The organism is Paenibacillus sp. 3LSP, from assembly GCF_032465655.1.
Taxonomy (GTDB): domain Bacteria; phylum Bacillota; class Bacilli; order Paenibacillales; family Paenibacillaceae; genus Fontibacillus; species Fontibacillus barengoltzii.
Genome location: NZ_JAWDJI010000238.1, coordinates 26,457 through 50,723, shown reverse-complemented (window position 1 = coordinate 50,723; position 24,267 = coordinate 26,457). Strand labels below are relative to the sequence as shown.

Genomic DNA, 24,267 nt, shown 5'->3' with positions numbered 1-24,267 from the left:
AACCCCACCTGAGTTTTTATTTATTCAGCTCCTCCACATGCTGGACCATATCGTTGAGAATGGCGAACGAACGCTGGGCCGCCAATACCGTAAACTCAGCAAAATTTACGTCTGCCGAACCGTCCGCCTTATCCGAAATAGAGCGGAGTACAATAAACGGAACCCCGTTCCGATGACACACCTGGGCGAGCGCCGCCCCTTCCATTTCCACGCAAGCACCGTTCAGTTCCCCGTACAGCACCGAGCTGACAAACTCCCGATTCGCAATAAACTGATCACCGGACAGCACCCGGCCAACCCGATATTGATGGTCTGTACACTGACGGGCACAGGCTTGCTCGGCCAAGCGGATGAGTCCAGATTCAGCCGGAAAGTCAGAGACATCCTGGTACGGCGTGATTCCGCGCGCAAAACCTAGCGGCCGCGCGTCCATATCGTGCTGCTGGCAAGTTGACGAGATGACGATGTCGCCTACATTCAGCTCAGGATGCACTGCTCCCGCCACCCCGGTAAACCAGATCGTATCCGCGCCAAAGCGGTCGATCAGGGCTTGTGTTGTAGCTGCCGCGTTCACTTTGCCGACGCCGGATTTACACACGACTACATTCTGCCCATGGAGCACGCCCTTGACGAACCGCGTTCCAGCCACGTCAACCGCCTCCTGGTGCTCCACCTTGTCGAGCAGTAACGCGATCTCTTCATCCATGGCCCCCATCAGGCCAATGGTTTTGTACATGGTTCAATCCTCCCTCCGATCCTCCGATTCACCAAAAATCGCTCAAAATGCTCAAAAAAGCTCCTTATGCAAGGAGCTTTTTGTCCGTTGTTAACCTTTTTCATATATATCTATGTGTTACTTATCTCTCTAAGCCGAAACGTCAATCGCAACAATAGCCTTACAGGTGGCTAACAGACAAGCGCAAGATCGTCTCGTGCGGCAGAATGACCCGAGGGTTCTCAACCGTTTCCTTCTTCATCAGCTTCGTCAGCAAACGCATCGCTACCGCACCGAGATCATACATCGGTTGAGCGACCGTTGTCAGCTGAGGACGTACCATCGAAGCCATGCGGATGTTATCCACACTGATGATCGAGAAATCGTCCGGCACCTTCAAGCCTTCGTCCTGAATGCTGTGGATGGCGCCAATCGCCATTTCATCCGTTGCGGCGAAAATCGCTGTCGGCCGTTTCTTCAGCCCCAGGAAATACTTCATTGCTTCCACGCCGGATTCATAACGGTAGTTGCCGATCCGCACCAGGTCCTCCTGGTACTGAATGCCTGCGGTTTCCAGCGCACGCTTGTACCCTTGGAATCTGGCATAGCCGTTCGCCGGATCCTGCAACGTTCCGCTGATCATCGCGATTTCGCGGTGTCCATGGCGAACCAGTGTGCTGACGGCGTCAAATGCAGCGGCTTCGTGATCAATATCCACGGATGGATATTGGCCGTTCTCGTCGCTCGTTGCGCACAGCACGATTGGTACCGCAGACGTCTGGAACGCTTGAATATGCTCCTCCGTTACGGTTCCGCCCATGAACAGGAGCCCGTCCACTTGCTTCTCGAGCAAGGTGTTGATGACGCGGATCTCCTTCTCTTTCCGTTTGTCGGCATTACACAAAATAATGTTATAGTGATACATGTTCGCAATATCTTCGATGCCCCGAGCGATTTCCGCAAAAATCGAATTCGAAATATCGGGGATAACCACACCTACAGTGGTGGTCTTCTTGCTGGCAAGCCCCCTGGCTACAGCGTTGGGCCGGTAGCCTAACCGTTCTATCGCTTCGTAAACCTTTTTCCGGGTCTGCGGTTTCACGTTCGGATTGTTATTGACAACCCGGGAAACCGTGGCCATCGAGACGCCTGCTTCACGTGCCACATCATAAATGGTAACCGTCACATTCTTCTCTCCATTGCCAATAGATTTTCACTCATTCATCCGGTAAAGATCCAGAGCTTCAATTAAATTTATGATACGACAAAATACTACTTAATGCAATGTTAACGCTTCACTTAGCGTAAAATCTCCTCTAAAGTCGACTTCGTGATCTTAGAATGGGACGTATGCCAGGCGGCTTGTCCATCCTTAATCAGGATCGCTTGCGGGGATTCATGCTTGACGCCAAGCCGCTCGGCTGCCTCATTCGATACGTCTCGGTTCTCGATAACGTAAATCAGCCCGTATGTAACGTCTTCCCGCGGAGTTCCGTTTAAATAAGCCTCCGCTTCCATATGTGCCCCGGCACTGATCGGGCAGCGGGTACTGTGCTTGAATAGCAACAACGGCTGGCTTGCGGAGCGTTCCAAAGCATCGTTCAGCTCTTGGATCGATTGTATTCTCATCCATTTGGACATGACGTCTCATCCCCTTTTTGATCGAATAAGAATCTCCAGATGTTCTGTTGATATCTTAACAAAAAGAGAAATGAAAATACAACTTTTATTTACAAATGATTTGCAAAAATCGAGTAAAATCGTCAATTAGCCTTGGAAAGTTGTCGATTCTTTACAAATTTAGACAATTGGGATAGACGTTTGGAGATTTCATTCATCCAATCCAGATCGCCTAAGTTCTTGGCCCCGCCGTACAGGTCCAATAGCATGTTGATTCGTTCCTCACATTGCTGCTCCAACAGATTTTCAAAGGATTCGTAATCCGCTCCGTCCCATTGACGATAAATGCTGAAGATCAAGTCTGCCAGCTCGTTCCGCTCGGTAAAATAAATGCGGCCGCTCGGCGCCTCCTTCTTGAGCTCAGCCAGCAGGTCCGTCAAATCCGACTTCACCTCCGGAAGCACTTCGTAGAAGTCGCAATCTTCGCACTCGTAAATTGGAACACGGTCGATTTCATAGATTCCTTCAAAAATGACCAGCCTGAAGCCCAGGTTCATCATTTTCCCGCACTGACAGTGCTTACGCACAGTACCACCTCATCTTAGTCCTCTGCTTTTTTTGTTCCGACTGATATTGCTAGTATAAGTAAGTCTCTTGTATCGGAGCCTCCGCTGCCTTAGATGGCAAAACGATTTCACTGCCGCTCCACTCAACTCGTGACTTAGAACGTACACACCGCGTGCACATCGATAGACGTTTTAATTTAGAATATTGTTCTTATTCGACTCGCCCGCAAGAATCTCCTTCCGTTAGCAAAAGATACTTTAAATTTCCATATTTGGAAAGGTTTCAGAAAGAGCCAGGCATAGTAAGAGTCATCATTTTTGATACAATTAAAATATTGATTCGAATTTTCGTCAAGTGCCATAAAAGACAGGAGGAGTTGGATTTGAGATTAAATGGTAAAAAGATCGTTGCTTTAGTCGATGAGGAGTTTGAAGATTTGGAGCTATGGTACCCGGTCTACCGCGTTCGCGAAGAGGGAGCGGAGGTGCATTTGGCCGGTCCGGTGAAAGGCAAAAAATACATTGGCAAATACGGGGTCCCCGCTGAAGCGGAATTTGCCTTCGAGGAAATCGATGCCAACGCGTATGACGGCATTCTTGTCCCCGGCGGCTGGGCGCCAGACAAGCTTCGCCGATACGATAAGGTGCTTCAGCTCGTTCGCGAGCTGCACCAAGCGAAGAAGCCGATCGGGCAAATCTGCCACGCCGGTTGGGTACTCATCTCCGCAGGGATCCTGAAAGGCGTGACCGTTACGTCTACGCCAGGGATCCGCGACGATATGCAGAACGCAGGCGCGATTTGGGTGGACGAGCCCGTTGTCGTGGACGGGCACATCATCTCGGCCCGCCGCCCGCCGGACCTGCCGGCTTACGGCAAAGCGTTCGGGGATGCGGTGGCGAACCGGGGGTAATGGTGCATGAGGTAGTATAAGTGCTGAGATGTGTGTGTAGCCGCGGCGGAATAGCGGGATTGTGACGTGTGCTTCCTGCTTTCACCAAATGTAAAAGTACAGTTTAAATCCTCTGAACATCCCGAAATTCGGGTTATAAATGCAAAAGTGCAGTTCAGATCGAATGAAAAGTCCGCTATCGGACCGATTCCCCCAAAGTTAACTGTACTTTTGCATTTCAACTAGCCGATTGAGGCGAGTTCGACAAAACTCAACTGCACTTTTACATCTCAACTCAGGAAGGCACGGAGCGAACGTGGAGTTAGCGAGGGATCCATTCGCCATCTGCATGCGCCCCCAAGCCGCAACATAACAAAACAAGGCCGTCCCCGATGTCCATGCTGACCCGGAAGGACGGCCTGTTTTATTTGCTCAAACGCTCTTGCTCCAGCTCGTGTGCATAGCGGACCAGTTCGGCTTCAACCTGATTGCTGGTCGGTAAGCGGTAGCAAGCCGCGCCCACTTCCTTGCTCTCCCGCGAATCGGAGTTCAAGATGCGGTGCTTCACCCGCAGCAGCGCCTGCGGCGACATGCTCAGATCGGTGACGCCAAGATACAGCCATAACGGCACCGCCTTCTCGTCCCCGGCCATTTCACCGCAGACACTTACGGTGATGCCGGCATCCTTAGCCGCTTGCACCGTTTGACGCAGCAGTCGCAAGACGGCTGGATGGAACGGATGATACATGTGAGCGATCTGCTCGTTCATCCGGTCAACGGCAAGCACATACTGTACCAGATCGTTGGTGCCGATGCTGAAGAAGTCCACCTCTTGGGCCAGCAGATCGGCAATCGCCGCCGCGGCCGGAATTTCAATCATAATGCCAACTTGAATATCGGGATCGTAGGCGATTCCCCTCCGGGTCAAATCCTGCTTGGCTTCCTCCAGGATCGCATTCGCCGCACGGATTTCCTCCAGCGAGGAGATCATCGGATACAGGATTTTCATCTTCCCATAAGCGCTGGCGCGTAAAATCGCAGCAAGCTGGGTTTGAAACAACTCCCGGCTGTCCAAACTGATACGAATTCCGCGATAGCCCAGCACGGGGTTCTCCTCTTCCTGCAGCTCGAAATATTCCAGCTGCTTGTCGCCGCCAATGTCCAGCGTCCGAATCGTAACCGAATGCGGCCCAGCCTTCTCCGCAACCTGCCGGTACACCTCAAATTGCTCATCTTCCCCAGGAAAAGTGGACCGGTCCATATATAAAAATTCTGTACGAAACAAGCCCACGCCTTCCGCGCCGTGCTTTAACGCCAGCTCCAAGTCTTTCACGGAGCTGATATTGCCGGCGAGCCGCATGCGTACGCCATCCTTGGTGACCGCTTCCACGGCAGCCAGCAGCTGCAGCTGTTCTTTGCGGCGGCGTTGCTTCTCCGCCAGCTCTGTATACCGGGCGATGATCTCCGGCTCCGGATTCAGATATACGTATCCTTCGTCGCCGTCGATGACTAGCAGATCGCCCGTTTGCAACGGCTCGGTCAGCTTGTTCTCAAGCCCCGATACCAGCGGAATGCCCAGTGCCCGCGCCATGATCGCCGAGTGCGACGTTTTCCCGCCGGCCATCGATTTCCTTGAAGCCATCGGACTTGAGGAAATACACCGTCACGAGGCCAAGCTTGCCACTTATGCGATGAACCGCCTGTCTGAGATTGAAGGGTTGACTCTTTATGGACCGCGCGAGCGCGAAGTGGGACTGATTACCTTCAACCTGCTGGACATTCATCCGCATGACGTTGCGACCGTGCTTGACGCTTCCGGCATCGCCATCCGGGCCGGACATCACTGCTGCCAGCCGCTGATGCGTTGGCTTGAAGCCAGTGCAACGGCTAGAGCGAGTCTGTATTTATATAATACGGAACAGGATATCGACCGACTGGCGGAAGCTTTAATCCAAACAAAGGAGTATTTTGGATGATGCAACTAGACGACTTATACCGCCGTGTCATTATGGATCATTATAAAAATCCGCGGAACCGCGGGAAGTTTGAGGAAGGCGCGCTGACGGTTGATCTGAACAATCCGACTTGCGGCGACCGCATTTCCTTACAGTTGATTGTGGAAGGAGACGTCGTCAAGGACGCCCGCTTTACCGGGGAAGGCTGCTCCATCAGCATGTCGTCGGCATCGATGATGACGGAGGCCGTCAAAGGTCGGACGATTGATGATGCAATGGAGCTTGCTGGACGTTTTTCCCGGCTGATGATGGGAGAGACGGTGGAGTTTGACGACTATGAAGATCTCGAGGCCTTATCCGGCGTTAGGAAATTTCCTGCCCGCATCAAATGCGCTACATTAGCTTGGAATGCGCTGAAAAAAGGAATCCAAGCGGAAAACTAATCCCCTGAGGAGGTAGCCGAACATGGCCAAGAAAGCACCGGAATTAGAAGAGTATAAATACGGTTTCCGGGATGAACACAAGGCGATCTTTCAATCGGGTAAAGGCTTGACCCGTGAAATCGTAACGGAAATCTCCCGGATCAAAGGCGAGCCGGAGTGGATGCTTAACTTCCGCCTGAAATCGCTGGAGCAATTCGAGAAAATGGCGTTGCCGCGTTGGGGCGGTGACTTGAGCGAGCTCGATTTTGACGATATTCAATACTACGTGAAGCCATCTGAGAAACAAGGCAAGACATGGGAAGAAGTTCCGGCTGAAATCAAAGAAACGTTTGATAAGCTGGGGATTCCAGAAGCCGAGCAGAAGTTCCTGGCCGGTGTCTCCGCGCAATACGAGTCGGAGGTCGTATACCACAGCATTCAGAAGGACCTTGAAGATCAAGGGGTTATCTTCATGGATACAGATTCCGCATTGCGTGAGTATCCGGAACTGTTCAAAGAGTATTTCGGGACGGTAGTTCCTGCTGCGGACAACAAGTTTGCAGCTCTGAACAGCGCCGTATGGTCCGGGGGCAGCTTCATTTACGTGCCGCCAGGTGTGAAATGTGAAGTGCCGCTTCAGGCATATTTCCGGATCAACTCCGAGAACATGGGTCAGTTCGAACGTACGTTGATCATCGCCGATGAAGGCAGCTTTGTACACTACACCGAAGGCTGCACGGCGCCGATCTACAGCACGAACTCGCTGCATAGCGCGGTCGTGGAAATCATCGTGAAGAAGGACGCTCGTGTTCGCTACACGACGATCCAGAACTGGGCACCAAACATCTATAACCTGGTTACTAAACGTGCGGTAGCCGAAGAGAATGCTACGATGGAATGGGTTGACGGCAATATCGGTTCGAAGCTGACGATGAAGTACCCGGCAGTTATCTTGAAAGGCCGCGGCGCGAAAGGCAGCGTGCTGTCCATCGCCGTTGCCGGCAAAGGTCAATTGCAGGATGCCGGTGCGAAAATGATCCACTTGGCGCCGGATACCACATCGACGATCGTGTCGAAGTCGATTTCCAAACATGGCGGCAAGGTAACTTACCGCGGTCTCGCTTCCTTCGGCCGTCAAGCGGAAGGCGCGAAATCGAACATCAAGTGCGATACGCTGATTCTCGATAACGAGTCGACGTCGGATACGATCCCGTACAACGAGATTATGAACGACAACATCACGCTGGAGCATGAGGCGACCGTATCGAAAGTGTCGGAAGAGCAGCTCTTCTATCTGATGAGCCGCGGTCTGACCGAAGAAGAAGCAACGCAAATGATCGTTATGGGCTTTATCGAGCCGTTCACGAAAGAGCTGCCGATGGAATATGCAGTAGAGATGAACCGCTTGATCAAATTTGAGATGGAAGGCTCGATCGGTTAAAAGTTTAGGCCAAACGAAAGGAGAAGCCCCTGAGCGGGACTTCTCCTTTTTTTTGCGTGGTTGGGCTTTACTGACGGATCGTGACGCTGGTTCCGATCGGCACGATCCGGGCTAGCTCGATGACGTCCGGGTTATACATTCGGATACACCCGTGTGAAACCTCTTTGCCGATGGAGGAAGGATCATCAGTGCCGTGGATCCCGTAATGGGGCTTGGACAAGCCCATCCAATAGGCGCCAAACGGCCCGCCGGGATTGGGGGCTTTGTTGACGATCGCAAACGTTCCTACTGGGGTTTGCGTAAGCATTTTTCCGATCCCTACCGGAAAGCCACGAACGACGATGTCGTTATCGAGCAGATACAGCATACGATCCGATAAATCTACGATAATGCGGTAATTGGGCATGTGAGCGCGCCTCCCGTTGTTTTATTGCTAATGTATGACGGGTAGGCAAGAGTGGATTGGGCGAATGCGTAAGCGTTCCTGATTCAAGAATTCTGGGTAAAATAAAACCCGGAAACCTATGCAGGCCCGGGAGAAAAAGCGTATTAGAGATAGACTTCTGCGATTGAGGTTTCGCGTTCTTTGGACAAGTCGATAAATCGGGAATCCGTTTTGACGAGCGGCCGGAAGAAGTCGGTTTGGTTCGTCATCACGATGGAACCAATTTCGCCGGTGCTCAGCATCACTTTCTTGCCGATGAAGTTCGGTAACAAATGACGGATTAATGCTTGTGTAGGCTCCGGGCTCAGCTGGCCGAAGCTGAGGCTGTTCAACTCGCGCAGCACGGACAGCAGCTCTTGCTTCGAGCGATAGACTCGGTTGGAGGTCATCGCCGAATACACGTCGGCAACCGCGGCGATCTTGGCGAACGGATGGATATCCTTGCTTGTTAAGCCATGCGGATAACCGCTGCCGTCCTCCCGTTCGTGATGCTGCAGCGCCACCAAGGCCGAAAGCTCGTCTCCGGTAGAATTGAGAATAATGTCATGACCGTATTCGGAATGACGCTTCACTTCTTCGAAATCCTCCGGCGTCAGCTTGCCGGGCTTGGATAAAATGATCTGTGGGACCTTGCTCTTGCCGATATCGATCAAGTAGCCGGCTTTCCCAGCCTTGTAGGCTTCTTCCTTAGGATACCCTAACCAGGAGGCGATATAATAACTGAGCATGCCGACTTGCATGGAATGATGGTAAGTATAATTGTCACCGTCACCAATCATCAGCAATAAAGAGACGACGTCCTTCTGGTTATCCAGTTCTGAGATCATCGGCTCTAACAGCTTGTCGACTTTCGCTTCGTCGATCGTCCCGTTCGTTAGCGCTTCCAGAAACAGTTCCTCGAAACCGTCAACGGCCTCATCTAAAACCGGCTTGGCTCGGAATGCTGGATCCGAAGGGAATTCGGCGTCTAAGGTTTGTGGTTCGATATCCACGTAGTCGATCCCGTGCTGCATGAGCTTCACGATGGAATCATTACTGAGTTCACAGCCTTTCTGCAAAACAAAAACACCGAAATGATTAAATACGTCATTTTGAAGACGGTCACCTGGACTGAGATCCATAATATGTACTTTCAAAGACGATGACACCTCGTAATCTTCCTGTTTTTCTTAATCATATCAGGAAACAACTGGCATGACAACGAATTTGTAAGGTTGTCAATCGCCCGAAAGGAGGTGTTCTCCCGGTACACGAGGGTCCCAAGGACCAAGACCGTGGCCCTTCCATTCGGAACCGTCTTCCCAGATTTCCTTCTTCCAGATCGGGACAATCTGTTTAAGGCGTTCAATAGCGTAACGGCTGGCATCATAGCATCCGGCCCGGTGCGGAGCGGATACGGCGATGACAACGCTGATTTCCGCGATATCCACGCGACCGATCCGGTGGCTGATAGCACAGCGAGTTCCTGGCCAGCGCTCTGCGATCTCATCACCGATTTGACGCAGCTTGGCTAGGGCCATCGGCACATACGCTTCGTATTCGAGATGTACGGTACGTTGACCTTGTGTCCATTCCCGGGTAGTCCCGGTGAATGTGAGAACGGCGCCATGGTCGGGACTGATGACCTTCGCCGTAATCTCCTCCACGGACAGCGGTTCTTCCGTGATGTTGTAGAGTTGATCCTCTGCTGCGTCAGAAGCATCACCTGAACTTGATTCGCCGCCGGATACCGGCGGGATCAGCGCGATCTCGTCCTCCGCATGGATGGGGGTATCCCCTGCAGCGTACTCTTGATTGACCGCAACGAAGGAGGCGGAGATCAATGCAACTGCCGAAGGGTAAGCCTCAGCCAACGCTTCCTTTAATGAGGCTGCCGTAATTGGACGTTCTGGATAAGGATATACAAAGCTTAAGGTTGACGTACCGATCCGGTCCGCCAACCCGGCAAAAAGAGCAATTTGAATATTCATAGGAGTCTCCTCGGAATGGTTTGTTAGTAATATACATTATAACAAGACAACGATCAATTTTAAGGTATATAATACACATTGAACTCTAAAATTTAGAATAAGCCGAATAGATTGAGAGGGCAAGGAGGTAGTGCTTATGTCGGAGATGAACCAGGAAACGTTAACGATACTCTACACCAACGATATTCACAGCCATTTTGAAACGATGGGGCGCATCGCGGCGATGATTGATGAGTTGCGTGCCGAGGCGCCGGCTTCTACGCTCCTTCTCGATATCGGCGACCATATGGACCGGGCGGCGCTCGAAACGGAAGGGACTTTAGGACAGGCCAACGTGGACGTGTTGAACCTAACGGGATACGATGCGGTAACGATCGGCAATAATGAAGGGCTGACCTTTACGCCGGAAATGTTGGGCCAGGCTTACGCTGGCCTGCATAGTTCTGTCGTATGCGGCAATATCATCGAGATGCGGACAGGGCAGCCCCCGGCGTGGATGCAGAACCGTCTCATTATACGCAAGCAGGGGTTTAAGATCGGGCTGGTGGCTGCGACAGCTGCGTTTGCCGAGTTTTATGAGCTGCTGGGCCTGGAATCCCTGAATCCGTTGGACACGATCGCCAGGGATGTAAGTCAGCTGCGCGATGAGGTCGATCTGGTTATCGTGATGTCCCATTTAGGCCTGCCGATGGATCGGCAGCTGGCTGAGACGGTTCCGGGCATCGACCTGATTATCGGCGGTCATACCCATCATCTGCTGGAGGAGCCGCTGCGTATCGGATCGACGGTGATCACGGCTGCCGGGAAGTTCGGCAACTACTTAGGTAAGGTTGTTGTTCACCGGGAGGCCGGAACCGGCCGTTTATCGATGGACGGCATTTGCCTGCCTGTCGGGGAAGGGCCGAAGCTGGAGCAGGTAGAGACGGCCATCGCCCTGCAGCGAGAAGCAGCCAAGCTCCGTTTGAATCGCACGGTTGCGGTGACGGATCGCGAATTGCCGGTGTCTTATAAGGCGGAATCGCCGTTTGGCAATCTGCTGGCTCAAGCTGTGCGCCGCCATACCGGCAGCGAATTCTCGCTGGTGAACAGCGGTCAGCTGCTCGCCAACCTGCCAGCTGGAGAGATCAGCGAAGGAATGCTGCATGAACGGTGCCCTTCGCCGATTAACCCATGTACGATGCGACTGTCCGGCGAAGATATTTTGGCGAGTCTGGAGGAATCGCTGCTTGAGGAGAAGATGGGCAAATTCATTATGGGATTTGGCTTTCGCGGGAAGGTGCTTGGCGGCATTTGCGTTGACGGATTGGAGATCGAATACAACCCTGACGCTCCTCCCTTCGAACGGATCATCCGGGCAAGCGTTGCGGGCAAGCCATTGCGGAGCGACCAGACGTATCTCGTAGGCACGCTGGATATGTTCACCTTTGGCGTCGGCTATGAACGATTAAAGCGAGGTACGGAGAAGCGTTATATGCTCCCTGAATTTTTGCGCGATTTGCTCCGCTTTGAGCTGCAGACGGCCGGTGCAGTGGATAACTGTTTTCAATCCCGTTGGAAAAAAGTAGAATAGCTATAGCGCGAAGTCACACTCGATCAGGAGGAACGAATGAGTTTTATTGTCTCGATTATTTTAGCCATTGTCGAAGGTTTAACCGAGTTTATTCCGGTCTCGTCAACGGGACATATGATCTTAACTGCCAAGCTGATGGGGTACGATGATCAGTCGCCGGAAATGAAAACCTTTGAAATCGTTATTCAGTTGGGTGCGATCTTGGCCATGGCCTGGGTCTACCGGGAACGGATTTTAAATCTTCTGGGCTTAAGCAAAAAAATAACGGTTGTGGACCTAAACGCCCCAAAAGGCCGTCTGAACTTGATCCATGTTCTGCTGGGGATTGCGCCAGCGTTGGTGGTCGGCTTTTTCTTCCGCGATTTTATCAAAAGCCTGTTCAGCTCGCAGACGGTATTGTGGGCGCTGGTTGTTGGCGGCATATTCATGATCTTTGCCGAATGGTTTAATAAGAACAAAGCGGTGGTTACCGCGCAAGAAATGGATCAGCTGACCTACAAGCAAGCGCTGCTGATCGGGTTGTATCAATGTATTTCCGTGCTCTGGCCCGGCTTCTCCCGGTCTGGATCCACGATCGCCGGCGGCATGCTGAGCGGTGCCAGCTACAAGGCGGCTGCGGACTTCTCGTTCTTTATTGCGATCCCAATCATGTGTGCAGTGTCCGCTTACGAAATGCTGGATTCATACCGCTATTTAACATCTGAAACGATCGGGTATTTCTTGATCGGTTTTGTGATTGCTTTTGTGGTGGCCTATGTGGTTGTACTGGCGTTCTTAAAACTCATCCAAAAGGTACAGCTTCGCCATTTTGCTTATTATCGGTTTATTTTGGCGGCCTTGTTCTGGATCTTTATTATGCGTTAATTCTGTTCAAAGACCGACGATATTTCAAGCTGGAATGAAATCCAGGAAAAAGATTTATAATGAGGACGGGAGAAACGTCTTCTTGCACAGTAGATATGTCCGCTTTCGCTCTCCAGTCGGATTGCGGGAGCGGACGGATTAGAATGGTGGTAGTGGAGAATGAGAAAACAGACGATAGCGATAAATGAAGGCACTCGGCCGATCAGCCCGAGTTATGATCCGTGGGATCCGATTTTGTCCCTGCGGGAGTTCGGGCGGCATGCCTTAACCAGCGTTGAGCTGACGGTCACAAATCTATGTAATATGCGTTGCGAGCACTGCGCGGTTGGTGACAGTCTCGTCCTGAAGGAACCTGAGCAGCTTCCGCTGCCGCTGATTCTGAAGGCGTTAGACGAAGTTGAGCATTTACAGACGATCAGCATCACGGGCGGCGAGCCGACATTTCGGCGCCAAACCGTGGAGGAGAAAATGATCCCGATCCTGAAATATGCCAAGGAGCGCGGGATTCGTTCGCAAATCAATTCCAATCTGACCTTAGACTATGAACGTTACGAGAAGTTGCTTCCTTATTTGGACGTGATGCACATCTCGTTTAACTATACAAGCGAACGCGATTTCCATGAGATCGGATTCGCCCGCAGCGGGCACCCGGTTAAGCCGGAGGTCGCTTATAAAATGTACGAGACGATGATTGAGAACACACGCAAATTAAGCGATGCGGGCATGTTCGTGTCGGCCGAATCGATGATTAACTATCGAACGCACCGCAAGCTTCCGGAGATTCATCGTATGATTGTAGAAATGGGCTGCCAAAGACATGAGGTCCATCCGATGTATGCGGCCGATTTTGCTGAAGGGTTGCCGGTGCTCGCGTTAAGCGAGATGCGAGCGGCGATCCACTCGTTGCTGGACGCTCGGGATCCGGACATATGGATGCTGTTCGGAACGCTGCCCTTCTTTGCTTGTAACGGGAATGAGGAAGACTTGGCGTTGCTACGCAGACTGCGGAAAGAGCCTAACGTGACTGTTCGCAATGATCCGGATGGACGTAACCGCGTAAATGTGAATATGTTCACCGGGGATGTGTTTGTAACGGATTTTGCCGCCATCCCAGCCTTTGGGAATGTGCGGGAAGGGAAGCTGGATGAGATCTTCAGCCGTTGGCTGACAGAGCATCCATTAAATCAGAAAGTCAACTGCCACTGCGATGCGGCCGACTGCTGCGGTCCGAATCTCTTGGTCGCGGATATGTATTATCAAGACATTGATTTCAAATCGCGCAAAGCGGCTGCGCTATAAGGTAGAACTAAACTAGAAAAGAGGCGTATGACATGCCGGTAGCCATCGATGCTCATACCAATTTTGAAATCGGCAAGCTAATATGGAACTTACTGATCGTCCTGATTCTCGTCTTCTTAAACGGATTCTTTGTGGCTGCTGAATTTTCGCTCGTGAAGGTTCGCCAATCCCGGCTGACCCAATTGGCCCGGGAGGGCAACCGCCGGGCGAACTACGCGCTGAAGGTCAATAAACGGCTTGACACTTACTTGTCGGCAACACAGCTTGGCATCACGCTGGCATCGCTGGGTCTCGGGTGGGTCGGAGAACCCGCAGTGTCTGAGCTGTTAATTGAACCGCTGATGCATAAGATGGGCGCAACCGATCCTACCTTGATCTCCACGGTCTCGGTAGCGGTCGGTTTTGCGATCATTACGTTTTTACATATTGTCATGGGGGAGCTGGCACCAAAATCGCTGGCGATCCAAAAGTCGGAAGCAACGTCCCTATGGCTGTCTTGGCCGTTGTTGATGTTTTATCGCATTTTCCTTCCTGTGATCTGGCTGCTGAATACGGCGGCGAACGGTGCGCTTCGGTTGATTGGAATTGAACCGGCCAGTGAGAGCGAGGCGGCGCATTCCGAGGAAGAAATTCGCATTCTCATGGATCAAAGCGCCAAAAGCGGCGTCATCGATAAAGATGAAATGAAGCTGGTGGACAATATTTTCGACTTCTCCGACATGCTGGCCCGTGAGGTCATGCTGCCGCGGACGGATATGGATTGCTTGTACACGAATTTGAGCTGGGAAGATAATATGAAAATCGTAGCCAACACGAAGCACTCCCGTTATCCGGTTGCCGTCGAGGATAAGGATCAGATCATCGGGTTCGTACATATTACCGACCTGCTGCTGCCCGATTCGGAGAAGCCGCTTCGTTTGGAGGAGATGGTTCGCCCGATCCTGAACGTGCCGGAGTCGATGGAAATCAGCCAGGTGCTTCGCTTGATGCAGAAGAAGCATTCTCAGGTCACGCTGGTCGTCGATGAATACGGCGGAACAGCCGGCCTGCTGACGGCAGAAGAAATTCTCGAGGAGATCGTTGGCGATCTCCATGACGAGTTCGAGGATGAACGTCCGGATATCGAGAAAATAACGGATGATGTCTATTCGGTGGACGGCCGCTTGTTGATCGAAGAAGTCAATGAACTGGTCGGCAGCGACATTGAAGACGAGGAAGTGGACTCCATCGGTGGCTGGTTGTTTAAGGAGTTGGAAGGCACCCCGGCCAAAGGCAAAAGAAAACAGGTTGACCGCTTCTTATTCGAGGTTGAGGAAGCCAGCCGATTGCGCATCACGCGCGTGAAGGTCATCCGCCTCGTTGTCGAGGAGCCGGAAGAGGAAATCGAAGAGGAATAAAGCCGGACAAGCTTCATCCGGCATCACGCTGTCTCTGGGTTCAGGGGCAGCGTGATTTTTTTTGTAAAAATACGTCTATTTCGGTTCATTATTTGGGCGATTGTCATATGTTATAGGTAGGATGCAGGGAAAATTTGGTGGCTTGCCTGCATGACCAATGCTTGAAGTAAGGAGGAAGTTTCTTTGAACCATCCTCAAGAACGTGTGTGGACCCCGTATATTGGCCCATTCGATCCGTGTCCGCCGATCACGCAAAAAACCTACAGCACCCCTCCGCAGCTGTTTATCCACTTCCAACCTCCGAATTTGCCGCAGTTTAGCCCGATGGACGCCTTAAAGCACGGAACGTTGTGGCCAGCTTTGTACAGCCCTTATGAATCCAAATGGGGAAAAGGACGGTGAGCCCATGTCGACAAATCCGAACAACCAACCGTTCGATCAGGAGTATTACGAGAAGCTTGAGAAGCTGCAAGCGCTGGACTTCGCACTGGTAGAGCTGAATTTGTATCTGGATACGCATCCGGATGATCTGGCCGCGATCCAGCAGTTTAATCAGCTGACCCAAGAGCGGACGCAGCACGCAAATCATTTTCAACAGTTGTACGGCCCGCTGCAAAACTTCGGGCGCGCATATTCGAAATTCCCGTGGGAATGGTCGAAAAGCCCTTGGCCTTGGCAGGTGTAGCAACCTGCCTTCCATCTGTGACGGGAAGCTAAAGGAGGTTAAACAGGCGATATGTGGGTGTATGAGAAAAAGCTGCAATACCCGGTACGCGTCAGCAAATGCGATCCGCGGATGGCCAAACTGCTGATCGAGCAATACGGCGGTGCTGATGGGGAGCTGGCAGCAGCGCTGCGTTATCTAAATCAGAGATATACGATCCCCGACAAGGTGATTGGACTCTTGAATGACATCGGGACGGAGGAATCTGTACCATTCTATTATCGTTCACAAAAAACACAGCACTGACGGGCTTTTCAGCACCTGGCCTGACAGTGCTGTGTTTGTCTTTCGGCTATATTCCCAAGCGCTTGGGATTTTGATGACTATGCTTTGGGAGTTTAGGATATATTGTAACTTCGAATTGTTCTAAGGTGTCAGGCTTAGACCAGTGGCCCCGTACGGTCTTTATGTAAGTACAAACCTCGATAACCGATTTGAGCAACTCATTCTTAAGCTCTACATCGTCTGTGCATGGGTAAACATCAAGGACATGCTCCACTTTCGGTATGATATCGATTTTTGCCTGTTGCCGCTGTAGCTCAAGCTCATATTCTTTCTTTGCCTCAGCATAGGCCGCTTCTGCTTCTTCTATCCGTCCTCTCAACCTATTCGCTCTTTCGATGTACTTTTCTTTGGTGTATACTCCCTGCTCGAGTAAATCATCAAGATTATCCGCTTGTACATTCAATCGATCAACGTTTTTCTCGGCTGATCTCATTACAGATTCTTTGGCAGCAAGCAACATCTTGTCATTCATACGGTTTTTATGACTCTGCGCAGACTCGCCCCATTGGGCTTTGTATTCTTCAATCCAGTCTCTCAATCCATCGATAATCCTAGCTTCAACGAGTTCATAGGATGAACTGATATTATTGCAACCTCTGGTGGTGCAGATTAAAGTTGGTGCCTGATTCCTCGTATATGTTCTTCTTACCATCGCCTTACCACATAGTTTGCATTTGACGATACCGGCCAGTGAGCTAGCTATAACCCCTCTAGGACCGGTGTGGTTTCTATGGCTTGCCATGATCTCTTGAGCTCGATCCCACATCTCTTTTGTCACCAACGGTTCATGACGACCTTCGCCAACGACCCACTTATCCCTCGGAGTTCTCGGCCGTGACTTAATAGTAACCCCCTTATGTCGGGCTTTTACTTGGGATCTACGTCCCCAAGTTACTAGCCCGTAATAGATCGGATTCTTTAAAATACTTGTTACCGTTTGAACCTCCCATACACTACCGAGGGCTGTAGGGACTCCAGTCTTCTTTAAATAGTTGGCGATCATTCCTGATCCAACGTTCTGATTAACATACATATCAAAGATTAGCTTGACGATTGGAGCTTGATCTGGATGTGGCTCGAGAGTATATCCTTTTTCCTTTTCAAGCTTTTTTCGTACATATCCATACGGAGCTTTGTTACCAGGGAATTTACCTTCTTTAACAGCATCCTTGCGACCTCGCTGCTGCCGACGATTAATCGTCTTATATTCCCGTCGAGACATGAACAACCCAAATTCAAAATACTCCTCGTCAAATTCATCATTTGGATCATATGTTTTATTAGGAGTGATAATTTTCGTAGATGAATACTTGAAGGTGCTGGCGATCAACCCCTGATCAGATGTATCTCCCCGAGCTAAACGTTCCACTTCCATTACAAAGACGCCTGCCCATTTCCCATCCTCGACATCTTGAATTAGTTCTTGTACTACAGGGCGATCATCGATCGTCTCTCCAGAGACAACTTCACGGTATATTGCAGATTCAGGAATATGAATTCCCATCTTATGTGCAACGGCCATTAGATGGCGTTCGTGCCGTGCAAGTATGTCGCCTTCGTCGCGTGATTCGCTGTCGAGGTCGGCACGAGATTTACGTAAATACATACAATATTGCTTACTTTGGTTACTGCTGCCAATCATAGATCCAGTATCAGGTGCACGCATAAGTTTCTGGGCAACCAAGGCAATCATTTTCAATCCACTCATAGATACTCCTTTCTAGATTTCAATCCAGGTATTTGCATTGAGGATCTCAGCCTGGATTTCATCCTCCAATATAAAACATATGCTTGGTGATGTTATTGAAGCAGCCCTTTATCTTGATAACCAGGCAACCCCTTGGCTATTAACTGGCGGTTCAATTGTTTTAATATTTTGTTGGTTTCCGGTGACCATAAAGGTTTCTTCATTCGATTTTCTCGAAATTGGCCATTAACCACCTCATTCCAGATTCCCTGCAGCGTGCGTCGTTGTAATTGATCAAGGCGCTGCTCAGCAAGTTCAATGGGAACCCCGAATGTCTCTGCCAGAAATAATTTAGCCTGCCCAAGTCGATCAGGAACCTCTAGTCGGGAAATCATCGAGAAGGGCATGGCAGCGTACAAAACAAAATGTTCCGCCTCATTCTCCTGCATCTGAGTAAAGGTTTCTGGCAAGACCATCTGGTTGCCGGCATGTCGGAGCAGGTGACAAAGCTCATGCAGGAAATCTAAGCGTTGCTGATTTGGGGGAAGACGCTCGTCCAGGAACATGCTATACATCCCACTGGTAGCTTCCAATGCCCTGCTGCCGATAGGACGATAATGAACCCACACATTGAGGCGTAAAGACAGTTCTTCAACTGAGATTTGGTGCGGATAGATGATTCCAGCAGCGGCGTAGGTTGATTCTAAAAACTCTTCCAAAATGGTCATTTGATAATGACTGAACATGGTGAATACCTCCAGTAAGGGAATGTATGTTCGGTTTTGGGGTGAAAAGAAAAGCCGTTTCCGGCTTGGGGTAAAAAAGTTAATTTGCCTTAAGACGGCGAATATCAGTCTCCTGCTCCAAAGAGCGCACTGCCAGAGATTCAAGTATCTTGTCTTGACGCTGTTGTCCCTCTTTGAGTTCTGAGAGGTCCTCTTTAATCGCTTCTACTGTCCCGTTGAGTCGGTGGACATCCATTGATAGGGCTTCCAGTTTGGCGTCGCTCTCTTCCTGGCGATCTCGGATGGCTCTAATGATATGCTGGAGCTCAGCTTGTCCGGATTCGATACTGCCTATCCGAGAGTTCATTTCGTTTAGCTTGTCAAGTATTTGATTAAGTATTTGGTCGCTCACAAAATTATCCTCCTTGGAGATCTATTACCCAATAGCATCCCAAAAATCCAATTCATTAGCAATAACTATATTCGTTCCTTGTTTGCGTAAGTTGATAGCCTGTTCAATTTTTCGGCCATAGCAAGAAAATGCCCAACAAGGATTGCCAGCAGCTCCTACGATTAGATAATTGGTCTTTTTTGTTACGCTGTTATTAAAAAGACCGCCCCGAGACAAAATGATTTCTTCAATTTCAGAGCGCTTCATTCGATTTGATACGCCGGTGAAGCAGAACATTTTGCCTTCAAATTCAATGTTTGGCCCCAACGCACAAATACCGCTGATGTTCATTTCCTTCTTAAGTTGCTGAATTTCAGTAGCATTAATATTATACGAAGATGATGTATCTACGAAATCGGCAAAAAAGGCTTTCAGTAATCGTTCTTCATCTGAATCCAGCTTCCCGTCTTTCATTACAGTATGCAAAAGGGAATACACTTCATCATAGGGAAACATGGTTTCAAGATGATCGTGATCATCCAGCCATTCTTTGAGATATTCTAATTCTTTGTAATTAATTGTTCCGTCAGTAATAATTCCGTATAAAATGCCATGAAGGGTGTGAAAGTCTGATGTCACTACGTCATAATAGTGATTAGTTTGTAAGTAATTATTGCAAAGCCATGAGATGTCATCAATTTCGTCTTGGGTCAATATCCCATCCAGAACGGATTCCTTTACAAGAGGAATGATCTCCTTGAAAGGATAAAGATGTTGGAAATCGCTCTGTAGCAAGCACCAATTTTGCAACTCCTCAATCTCGCGACTATTTATCCGAGCATCAGCACTGATACCCTGAATAATCCCAATTAGGGAGTTTAAAGCCTTCTCAAAATTAGCTTTGCTCATGAATTTTGCATAAGACATTTCTTCCACTTTCAACATCTCACTTCAGTTCCCCATCGGCTGGGGGATTTGCTCTATTCTCCTTGTCGCTGGCCTGGTTTACGCCCTTTCTCGCTCTCCCTTAATACCCGCCAAATCTCCCACATTTCTCTACGTCGTTCTTCCGGAGCACTGAGGTAATCTCTAAAGAAAAGACCGTATTCGGGATTGTTTATGAAAGCTTCAAATTCGGCTTGTTCCTTCTCGTCGAAATCATTAACTCGTTCTAATGCTCTGGGTTTGTCAGTTCGGCCGAGAAGGTAGTCTACAGAAACATCGAAGAAATCTGCGAGCTTATTTAAAGACTCAGTATCGGGTTCTCGCTCTCCCTTTTCGTAGTAACCGTATGCTTGTCTCGTAATTCCTAATAAGTTTGCCATTTCTGCTTGAGTTTTCTTCTTTTGTTGTCTAAGGTAAAGCAAACGCTGTGCGAGCAAGACGGTATCCTCCTAAGATCATTTATGATTATTATAACGAAACAGATTGTTTCCTGAAACAAAAAGTAACAAAAAGTTTCTTTAGAGTGTTGACAGCAACTATAAGTTGCTTATAATAGAGGTTGAGGGTAACAAAAAATTGCATACGGAGGTGGTGGTGATGGTTCGATCTTGGCTTGTAACTGCCCGTGAGTCCTTTAATATGAGTCATGAGGATGTCGCTGAGAAAGCAAAAATTACCCGTCAGTATTATGGAATGATCGAGAACGGACAACGTGATCCTAGTGTGAAAGTTGCTCAACGTTTAGGGGAAATACTGAACGTCAATTGGACTATTTTTTTTGAATCAACAAGCAACAAAAAGTTACCAAATAATAAGCAGCCGGTATCTTCCGAAAAGGACACGGCATGAGGGGAGGTGGGATAGGTGGAGCAATGTCCACGCTGTTACATCAGCGAGATCGGCGAGTCGGAAAGAGCGGATTTCATCTGAAGGAGGAAGTATTCATGAGTGATTCTAAGAAGATTGAGGCCGCCGCGCCAAAGACGACCTCAGTTGACGTTATGGAAGTGCTGGAAAATCAATTAGCCATGCTGATTTCCATTCAGAGTAGCATTACAGACGCGAACTTAAAGGTGAACTTATCCGCGAAGATTGTTGATCTAGTAAGTTCGATCGTCAAAACGGCTGATGTAATTGATTTCAAGAATCGACGCTATCAAGCAAATAAAGGTTAAGGAAGCTGGCGGTCTAACTCTTTCAGAGCTTGATAGTAAGCATGAACCCCTAGCTCTACTAAGTAATCAACTTGAACCTTCGTTTCTTCGCTAAGTTCGCTTGAATCATAGTTCACCTTATTTATGGCAGCTACGGCGATCTGAAGAGCAATTTCACTATTTGAATGATTAATGAGTCCCAAGACAGGCACCTCCCTTCCCGAAAATATGATCTGGACAATCACATTTTATCAGGTTTAGGAGGAAAAGTCTGGAAAGGAGGTGAGAATTTCTATGGCTGTCCCACAACAATCGGAGCATACACATAATCCCGGGAGGGATGCAGCGATGACCAAAGGCAGAAGCAAGATACCGATCGATCCTGTAATCGTCAAGACATATAAGATAGGTGGTTCAACGGTTCACATCGGCTCGAACTTTTTTGCAAAGACCCCCGAGGAGAAAGAGCGTGTCCTAAGAGATTTTCACGAAGCTGGTTGGAAAATCGTCCGAAAAATCCAGGAGCAGGGAGGATCTATATAGCTTTCCATCATAGACAAGATGGGGCAGATTTGAGCCCGACCAAGCAGTACTGACTTCATCGGGCAGGGGATGTATTGGGGAGGAAATAACTTACAACTTCATCTTACAGCGGTCTCTTGTCCGAAAACAATCTGAAAAATGGACAAATGAGGTGATTTTTCGATGGCAATCGGACAATTTGGTCCGGCATTAGCAGATGTGCTTCGACGCACAGGGGACAGTCGATCTGATGTGGCGAAAATAGCTCATGTTGACGCATCGACCGTTGGCAAGGTAATCAAGGGTACCCGTAAACCATCAAAAGAGGTCATGCAAAGCACGATAGACCACTACGATGATGGTCGACTTTACATCGCTGCTGCCGGCGAGGTAACAGGAGGGGCCACGGTACCATGGCTGAATAATGTTGACCTCCATCGTTCGAGTGTTCATTTAAAAGTGTTGGAAGAGATTGGGGAAGCAAAGGAGGCTCTTCACCACGCTCCGATCACAAAGACCAGGGAGCAACTGAACCAATCTGATCTGGCCAAGATTAAAACGGCCATCATGGAGAGCGTGGAGGCGATTACCGCCCTGATGCATTATGTTTCCGTTCTGTGTAAAGAGTATTGTTTCTCGTACATCGGGATCTGGAGAGAACATCGATCCGAGCTACGGGCTAAAAAATATATTAACTAGGAGGAATACGAGATGAACGCAGTTATGAAGTTAATACCGCGCGAACTGCAACAGGATCGATATTGGAGAGGGACTCTTCACATTTTTCTGAACAATCCTAAGCTTCAACGCTATGTTGCGTCTCATATTGATTTTGAAACCCGCACGATAAATACATCAGGATTAGTTCGTACATCAAGAGCGTGGAGTCGCTCGGAAAAATTCATGCTCCGGCTTGCGCTCCATCTCTTCAATGAGGAGTATTCTTGCAATTTGTCGGATATGGACTACCTGGACTCCAATAATCGCGAAATCGCGCTGAAAGCCATTCGGTTGCGATTCATGGGATAGAAGGGAGGAATCACTATGGATTTGAATCTGCAAAACTGGCGCACTTTTAGTCATATGCAGGACTTAATTCGATTTCGTAACAGCGGCATCACGCTGGATGCGGCTAATGATTGGTTGGACAAGGAGATCAGCGATCTTCAGGAGGAACTTGAGGGAAAAACGGCAGAAAAAAAGCGATCTCCCGGAATAGGCCCCGGAAGATCGCAGGCATTATTAAAAATTCTCGTAAATATCATATCACATTTTGCACGCTCACGTAAGGGGGCTGGACGATTTGGTCATATTCAAGGGCGATATCGTGCGGACAAGCTCCGGCGCAACAGGAGAGGTTGCGGAGACTTGGGGGATCGCCCGTTCTTTCCTTCGACTTAAGTTAGAGGATGGCTCCATGCTACCCGTTTTTGAACAAGAAGTCGTTGAGATTCTAGAGCGTCCCAAGCAGAGGAAATCACCCTCCTCACGGGAAAGGAGGTGATCAACTTGAACGTGGATATCGAGAAGTTGGCGGGTGGAGCGATGGCGGAGCGAATCAATCGGGAGCTGCAAAAGGTGGCCGAGAACATCATGGACCCGAATACGAAGGCGGATGCCGTTCGCACACTCACGATAAGCATTAAAATTAAGCCGAACGAAACCCGGCAGATGGGCGCGGCCGAAATCGAAGTCAAGTCTTCACTTGTCCCTGCAAAAGGGGTACCAACTATGTTCGTATTCGATTTTGACAAGGAAGGCAAGGCCGTTATGAAGGAGCTTCCCACTGGAAACGACCGGGATCAACTTGCCTTTAATGATTCTGGCCATGTTGTGGACGGAACTGGCGAAAATGTGGGGAGCAACAAAGTTGTGGGCATGTATCGCTGATCTTTGAAAAGTGAATAGGAGGTTTCATCGATGATCAAAGAAGCTATCGAGAAGATATTGAGCTTATCGGGCATTCATACCACTAATATCGGTGATCAAGTGTACACGAATGGGGAGTTACGGCGTGTTTCAGAACCGACGGCTTCGACATTAATTGTACGGAATCTTACGGGGGTGGTGGACTACCTTCGTAACGATTTTGACAAGAAGCTGCCTGTCATGATTCATATCGAGTCTCCGACACGCGTCAGCGCAATTACTGGATTTAACCGGGATGTTCAGCGTAATGTACTTATTCAAGCCGAGGCATTACCGCCTTCAATCAATTTCGGCGGATATTATGACATCGAAAGTTTTAACGTTCTGCTGCAAAGTTGCTTTGTAGAAAATGGTGTGCGCAGTCAACTGCTCTCTATTGTTGGAAACGTAAAGGATGAGAAGGTTGTAAATTACGGTGACAACGGTACCAGTCAGCAGGTCACTGCAAAAGTCGGAGTTGCAACAGTAGAAAATGTGCAGCTTCCTAATCCGGTACGCCTGAAACCCTTTCGAACCTTCGTTGAGATCGAACAACCGGAAAGTGAGTTTGTCTTCCGGATGAAGGATGGGCCATCAGCTGCCCTTTTTGAAGCCGATGGTGGCGAATGGAAGTTGCGAGCCATTCAGGAAATTAAGATCTACCTGGACGAAGCGTTGGACGAGCAGATTAGTAACGGTCAAATCGTCATTATTGCTTAATATAACTTAATCGGGCCGGGAGGAACGCCCCTCCCGGTCTTTAAGGAGGAAT

Annotated in this window: 30 protein-coding genes and 3 pseudogenes; 19 read left to right on the top strand and 14 right to left on the bottom strand. The window is 49.5% G+C overall.

Features of this window, described 5'->3' with window-relative positions; all coding sequences use genetic code 11:
* Nucleotides 1-16: 16 nt before the first annotated feature.
* The 4 genes from RW092_RS20835 to RW092_RS20820 form a co-directional block, all read right to left on the bottom strand.
* On the bottom strand, nucleotides 17-736 hold the full coding sequence (locus RW092_RS20835) for a 5'-methylthioadenosine/adenosylhomocysteine nucleosidase (protein ID WP_316011182.1): 720 nt from the start codon (nucleotides 734-736) through the stop codon (nucleotides 17-19).
* Nucleotides 737-896: 160 nt separating this feature from the next.
* A complete protein-coding gene (ccpA, locus tag RW092_RS20830) occupies nucleotides 897-1,901 on the bottom strand; it encodes a catabolite control protein A (protein ID WP_016311583.1) in 1,005 nt (334 codons plus the stop codon).
* 113 nt (nucleotides 1,902-2,014) lie between these two features.
* Entirely contained in the window at nucleotides 2,015-2,356 is a 342-nt protein-coding gene (gene ytxJ, locus RW092_RS20825) for a bacillithiol system redox-active protein YtxJ (protein WP_016311582.1), read from the bottom strand.
* Between the two features lie 122 nt (nucleotides 2,357-2,478).
* Entirely contained in the window at nucleotides 2,479-2,922 is a 444-nt protein-coding gene (locus tag RW092_RS20820; protein WP_016311581.1) for a hypothetical protein, read from the bottom strand.
* Between the two features lie 362 nt (nucleotides 2,923-3,284).
* Between RW092_RS20820 and RW092_RS20815 the strand changes: the two genes are divergently transcribed.
* Nucleotides 3,285-3,812 (top strand): type 1 glutamine amidotransferase domain-containing protein, encoded by a 528-nt coding sequence (locus RW092_RS20815; RefSeq protein WP_316011181.1) that lies wholly within the window; start codon nucleotides 3,285-3,287, stop codon nucleotides 3,810-3,812.
* A gap of 403 nt (nucleotides 3,813-4,215) precedes the next feature.
* On the opposite strand, the pseudogene ptsP reads toward RW092_RS20815, so the two are convergent.
* A pseudogene (gene ptsP, locus RW092_RS20810) lies at nucleotides 4,216-5,418 on the bottom strand (phosphoenolpyruvate--protein phosphotransferase); the annotation flags it as partial.
* On the opposite strand from ptsP, the pseudogene RW092_RS20805 reads away from it, so the two are divergent.
* The 3 genes and pseudogenes from RW092_RS20805 to sufB form a co-directional block, all read left to right on the top strand.
* Nucleotides 5,411-5,767, top strand: a pseudogene (locus RW092_RS20805) (aminotransferase class V-fold PLP-dependent enzyme); the annotation flags it as partial. The pseudogenes ptsP and RW092_RS20805 sit on opposite strands and share 8 nt — an antisense overlap.
* Nucleotides 5,767-6,189 (top strand): Fe-S cluster assembly sulfur transfer protein SufU, encoded by a 423-nt coding sequence (gene sufU / locus RW092_RS20800; RefSeq protein ID WP_028538231.1) that lies wholly within the window; start codon nucleotides 5,767-5,769, stop codon nucleotides 6,187-6,189. The pseudogene RW092_RS20805 and the gene sufU, both read left to right, overlap by 1 nt.
* Nucleotides 6,190-6,211: 22 nt before the next feature.
* A complete protein-coding gene (sufB, locus tag RW092_RS20795) occupies nucleotides 6,212-7,609 on the top strand; it encodes a Fe-S cluster assembly protein SufB (protein ID WP_016312902.1) in 1,398 nt (465 codons plus the stop codon).
* Nucleotides 7,610-7,676: 67 nt separating this feature from the next.
* Here sufB and RW092_RS20790 read toward each other — a convergent pair whose 3' ends face one another.
* From RW092_RS20790 to RW092_RS20780, 3 genes are all read right to left on the bottom strand, one after another.
* Complete coding sequence (locus RW092_RS20790) at nucleotides 7,677-8,015, bottom strand: L,D-transpeptidase (RefSeq protein ID WP_085170202.1); 339 nt, start codon at nucleotides 8,013-8,015, stop codon at nucleotides 7,677-7,679.
* 143 nt (nucleotides 8,016-8,158) lie between these two features.
* Nucleotides 8,159-9,190 (bottom strand): HD-GYP domain-containing protein, encoded by a 1,032-nt coding sequence (locus RW092_RS20785; RefSeq protein ID WP_316011180.1) that lies wholly within the window; start codon nucleotides 9,188-9,190, stop codon nucleotides 8,159-8,161.
* A gap of 81 nt (nucleotides 9,191-9,271) precedes the next feature.
* Nucleotides 9,272-10,024, bottom strand: coding sequence for a molybdenum cofactor biosynthesis protein (locus tag RW092_RS20780; protein ID WP_316011179.1), 753 nt, complete (start codon nucleotides 10,022-10,024; stop codon nucleotides 9,272-9,274).
* 136 nt (nucleotides 10,025-10,160) lie between these two features.
* On the opposite strand from RW092_RS20780, the gene RW092_RS20775 reads away from it, so the two are divergent.
* The 7 genes and pseudogenes from RW092_RS20775 to RW092_RS20745 all read left to right on the top strand — a co-directional run.
* Nucleotides 10,161-11,594 (top strand): bifunctional metallophosphatase/5'-nucleotidase, encoded by a 1,434-nt coding sequence (locus RW092_RS20775; RefSeq protein ID WP_316011178.1) that lies wholly within the window; start codon nucleotides 10,161-10,163, stop codon nucleotides 11,592-11,594.
* Nucleotides 11,595-11,630: 36 nt separating this feature from the next.
* Nucleotides 11,631-12,458: an undecaprenyl-diphosphate phosphatase gene (locus RW092_RS20770; protein ID WP_316011177.1), complete on the top strand. Its 828-nt coding sequence runs from the start codon at nucleotides 11,631-11,633 to the stop codon at nucleotides 12,456-12,458.
* A 159-nt stretch (nucleotides 12,459-12,617) separates the two neighbouring features.
* Nucleotides 12,618-13,757 (top strand): radical SAM/CxCxxxxC motif protein YfkAB, encoded by a 1,140-nt coding sequence (gene yfkAB, locus RW092_RS20765; RefSeq protein WP_316011176.1) that lies wholly within the window; start codon nucleotides 12,618-12,620, stop codon nucleotides 13,755-13,757.
* A gap of 44 nt (nucleotides 13,758-13,801) precedes the next feature.
* Nucleotides 13,802-15,154 carry a hemolysin family protein gene (locus RW092_RS20760; RefSeq protein ID WP_410055561.1) on the top strand — a complete coding sequence of 451 codons (1,353 nt, stop codon included), beginning with the start codon at nucleotides 13,802-13,804 and terminating at the stop codon, nucleotides 15,152-15,154.
* Between the two features lie 183 nt (nucleotides 15,155-15,337).
* Nucleotides 15,338-15,556, top strand: coding sequence for a spore coat associated protein CotJA (locus RW092_RS20755; RefSeq protein ID WP_028538239.1), 219 nt, complete (start codon nucleotides 15,338-15,340; stop codon nucleotides 15,554-15,556).
* Between the two features lie 4 nt (nucleotides 15,557-15,560).
* The gene (locus RW092_RS20750; protein ID WP_016312893.1) at nucleotides 15,561-15,839 is read left to right on the top strand and encodes a spore coat protein CotJB; all 279 of its coding nucleotides are present in this window, start codon (nucleotides 15,561-15,563) and stop codon (nucleotides 15,837-15,839) included.
* Between the two features lie 51 nt (nucleotides 15,840-15,890).
* Nucleotides 15,891-16,082: pseudogene (locus tag RW092_RS20745) on the top strand (manganese catalase family protein); the annotation flags it as partial.
* 88 nt (nucleotides 16,083-16,170) lie between these two features.
* Here RW092_RS20745 and RW092_RS20740 read toward each other — a convergent pair.
* The 5 genes from RW092_RS20740 to RW092_RS20720 all read right to left on the bottom strand — a co-directional run bounded on the left by RW092_RS20740 (nucleotide 16,171) and on the right by RW092_RS20720 (nucleotide 20,348).
* The gene (locus tag RW092_RS20740; protein WP_316011174.1) at nucleotides 16,171-17,871 is read right to left on the bottom strand and encodes a recombinase family protein; all 1,701 of its coding nucleotides are present in this window, start codon (nucleotides 17,869-17,871) and stop codon (nucleotides 16,171-16,173) included.
* A gap of 92 nt (nucleotides 17,872-17,963) precedes the next feature.
* A complete protein-coding gene (locus RW092_RS20735) occupies nucleotides 17,964-18,596 on the bottom strand; it encodes an ImmA/IrrE family metallo-endopeptidase (protein ID WP_316011173.1) in 633 nt (210 codons plus the stop codon).
* A gap of 79 nt (nucleotides 18,597-18,675) precedes the next feature.
* Nucleotides 18,676-18,987 (bottom strand): hypothetical protein, encoded by a 312-nt coding sequence (locus RW092_RS20730; protein ID WP_316011172.1) that lies wholly within the window; start codon nucleotides 18,985-18,987, stop codon nucleotides 18,676-18,678.
* Nucleotides 18,988-19,011: 24 nt separating this feature from the next.
* On the bottom strand, nucleotides 19,012-19,911 hold the full coding sequence (locus RW092_RS20725) for a BRCT domain-containing protein (RefSeq protein ID WP_316011171.1): 900 nt from the start codon (nucleotides 19,909-19,911) through the stop codon (nucleotides 19,012-19,014).
* 35 nt (nucleotides 19,912-19,946) lie between these two features.
* Nucleotides 19,947-20,348: a helix-turn-helix domain-containing protein gene (locus tag RW092_RS20720; RefSeq protein ID WP_316011170.1), complete on the bottom strand. Its 402-nt coding sequence runs from the start codon at nucleotides 20,346-20,348 to the stop codon at nucleotides 19,947-19,949.
* A 160-nt stretch (nucleotides 20,349-20,508) separates the two neighbouring features.
* On the opposite strand from RW092_RS20720, the gene RW092_RS20715 reads away from it, so the two are divergent.
* Complete coding sequence (locus RW092_RS20715; RefSeq protein ID WP_316011169.1) at nucleotides 20,509-20,760, top strand: helix-turn-helix transcriptional regulator; 252 nt, start codon at nucleotides 20,509-20,511, stop codon at nucleotides 20,758-20,760.
* A gap of 23 nt (nucleotides 20,761-20,783) precedes the next feature.
* Nucleotides 20,784-21,086, top strand: a complete 303-nt coding sequence (locus RW092_RS20710) for a hypothetical protein (protein WP_316011168.1) — start codon at nucleotides 20,784-20,786, stop codon at nucleotides 21,084-21,086.
* On the opposite strand, the gene RW092_RS20705 is transcribed toward RW092_RS20710, so the two are convergent.
* Entirely contained in the window at nucleotides 21,083-21,268 is a 186-nt protein-coding gene (locus RW092_RS20705; RefSeq protein ID WP_316011167.1) for a hypothetical protein, read from the bottom strand. The two genes, RW092_RS20710 and RW092_RS20705, sit on opposite strands and share 4 nt — an antisense overlap.
* Nucleotides 21,269-21,359: 91 nt before the next feature.
* Here RW092_RS20705 and RW092_RS20700 point away from each other — a divergent pair, with 91 nt between their 5' ends.
* The 6 genes from RW092_RS20700 (at nucleotide 21,360) to RW092_RS20675 (ending at nucleotide 24,215) form a co-directional block, all read left to right on the top strand.
* Nucleotides 21,360-21,608, top strand: coding sequence for a hypothetical protein (locus RW092_RS20700; RefSeq protein ID WP_316011166.1), 249 nt, complete (start codon nucleotides 21,360-21,362; stop codon nucleotides 21,606-21,608).
* Between the two features lie 162 nt (nucleotides 21,609-21,770).
* Entirely contained in the window at nucleotides 21,771-22,286 is a 516-nt protein-coding gene (locus RW092_RS20695) for a helix-turn-helix domain-containing protein (RefSeq protein ID WP_316011165.1), read from the top strand.
* 12 nt (nucleotides 22,287-22,298) lie between these two features.
* Complete coding sequence (locus RW092_RS20690) at nucleotides 22,299-22,616, top strand: hypothetical protein (RefSeq protein ID WP_316011164.1); 318 nt, start codon at nucleotides 22,299-22,301, stop codon at nucleotides 22,614-22,616.
* A gap of 15 nt (nucleotides 22,617-22,631) precedes the next feature.
* A complete protein-coding gene (locus tag RW092_RS20685) occupies nucleotides 22,632-22,988 on the top strand; it encodes a hypothetical protein (RefSeq protein WP_316011163.1) in 357 nt (118 codons plus the stop codon).
* 108 nt (nucleotides 22,989-23,096) lie between these two features.
* Complete coding sequence (locus RW092_RS20680) at nucleotides 23,097-23,477, top strand: replication terminator protein (RefSeq protein ID WP_316011162.1); 381 nt, start codon at nucleotides 23,097-23,099, stop codon at nucleotides 23,475-23,477.
* A 30-nt stretch (nucleotides 23,478-23,507) separates the two neighbouring features.
* Nucleotides 23,508-24,215 carry a hypothetical protein gene (locus RW092_RS20675; RefSeq protein ID WP_316011161.1) on the top strand — a complete coding sequence of 236 codons (708 nt, stop codon included), beginning with the start codon at nucleotides 23,508-23,510 and terminating at the stop codon, nucleotides 24,213-24,215.
* Nucleotides 24,216-24,267 lie beyond the last annotated feature (52 nt).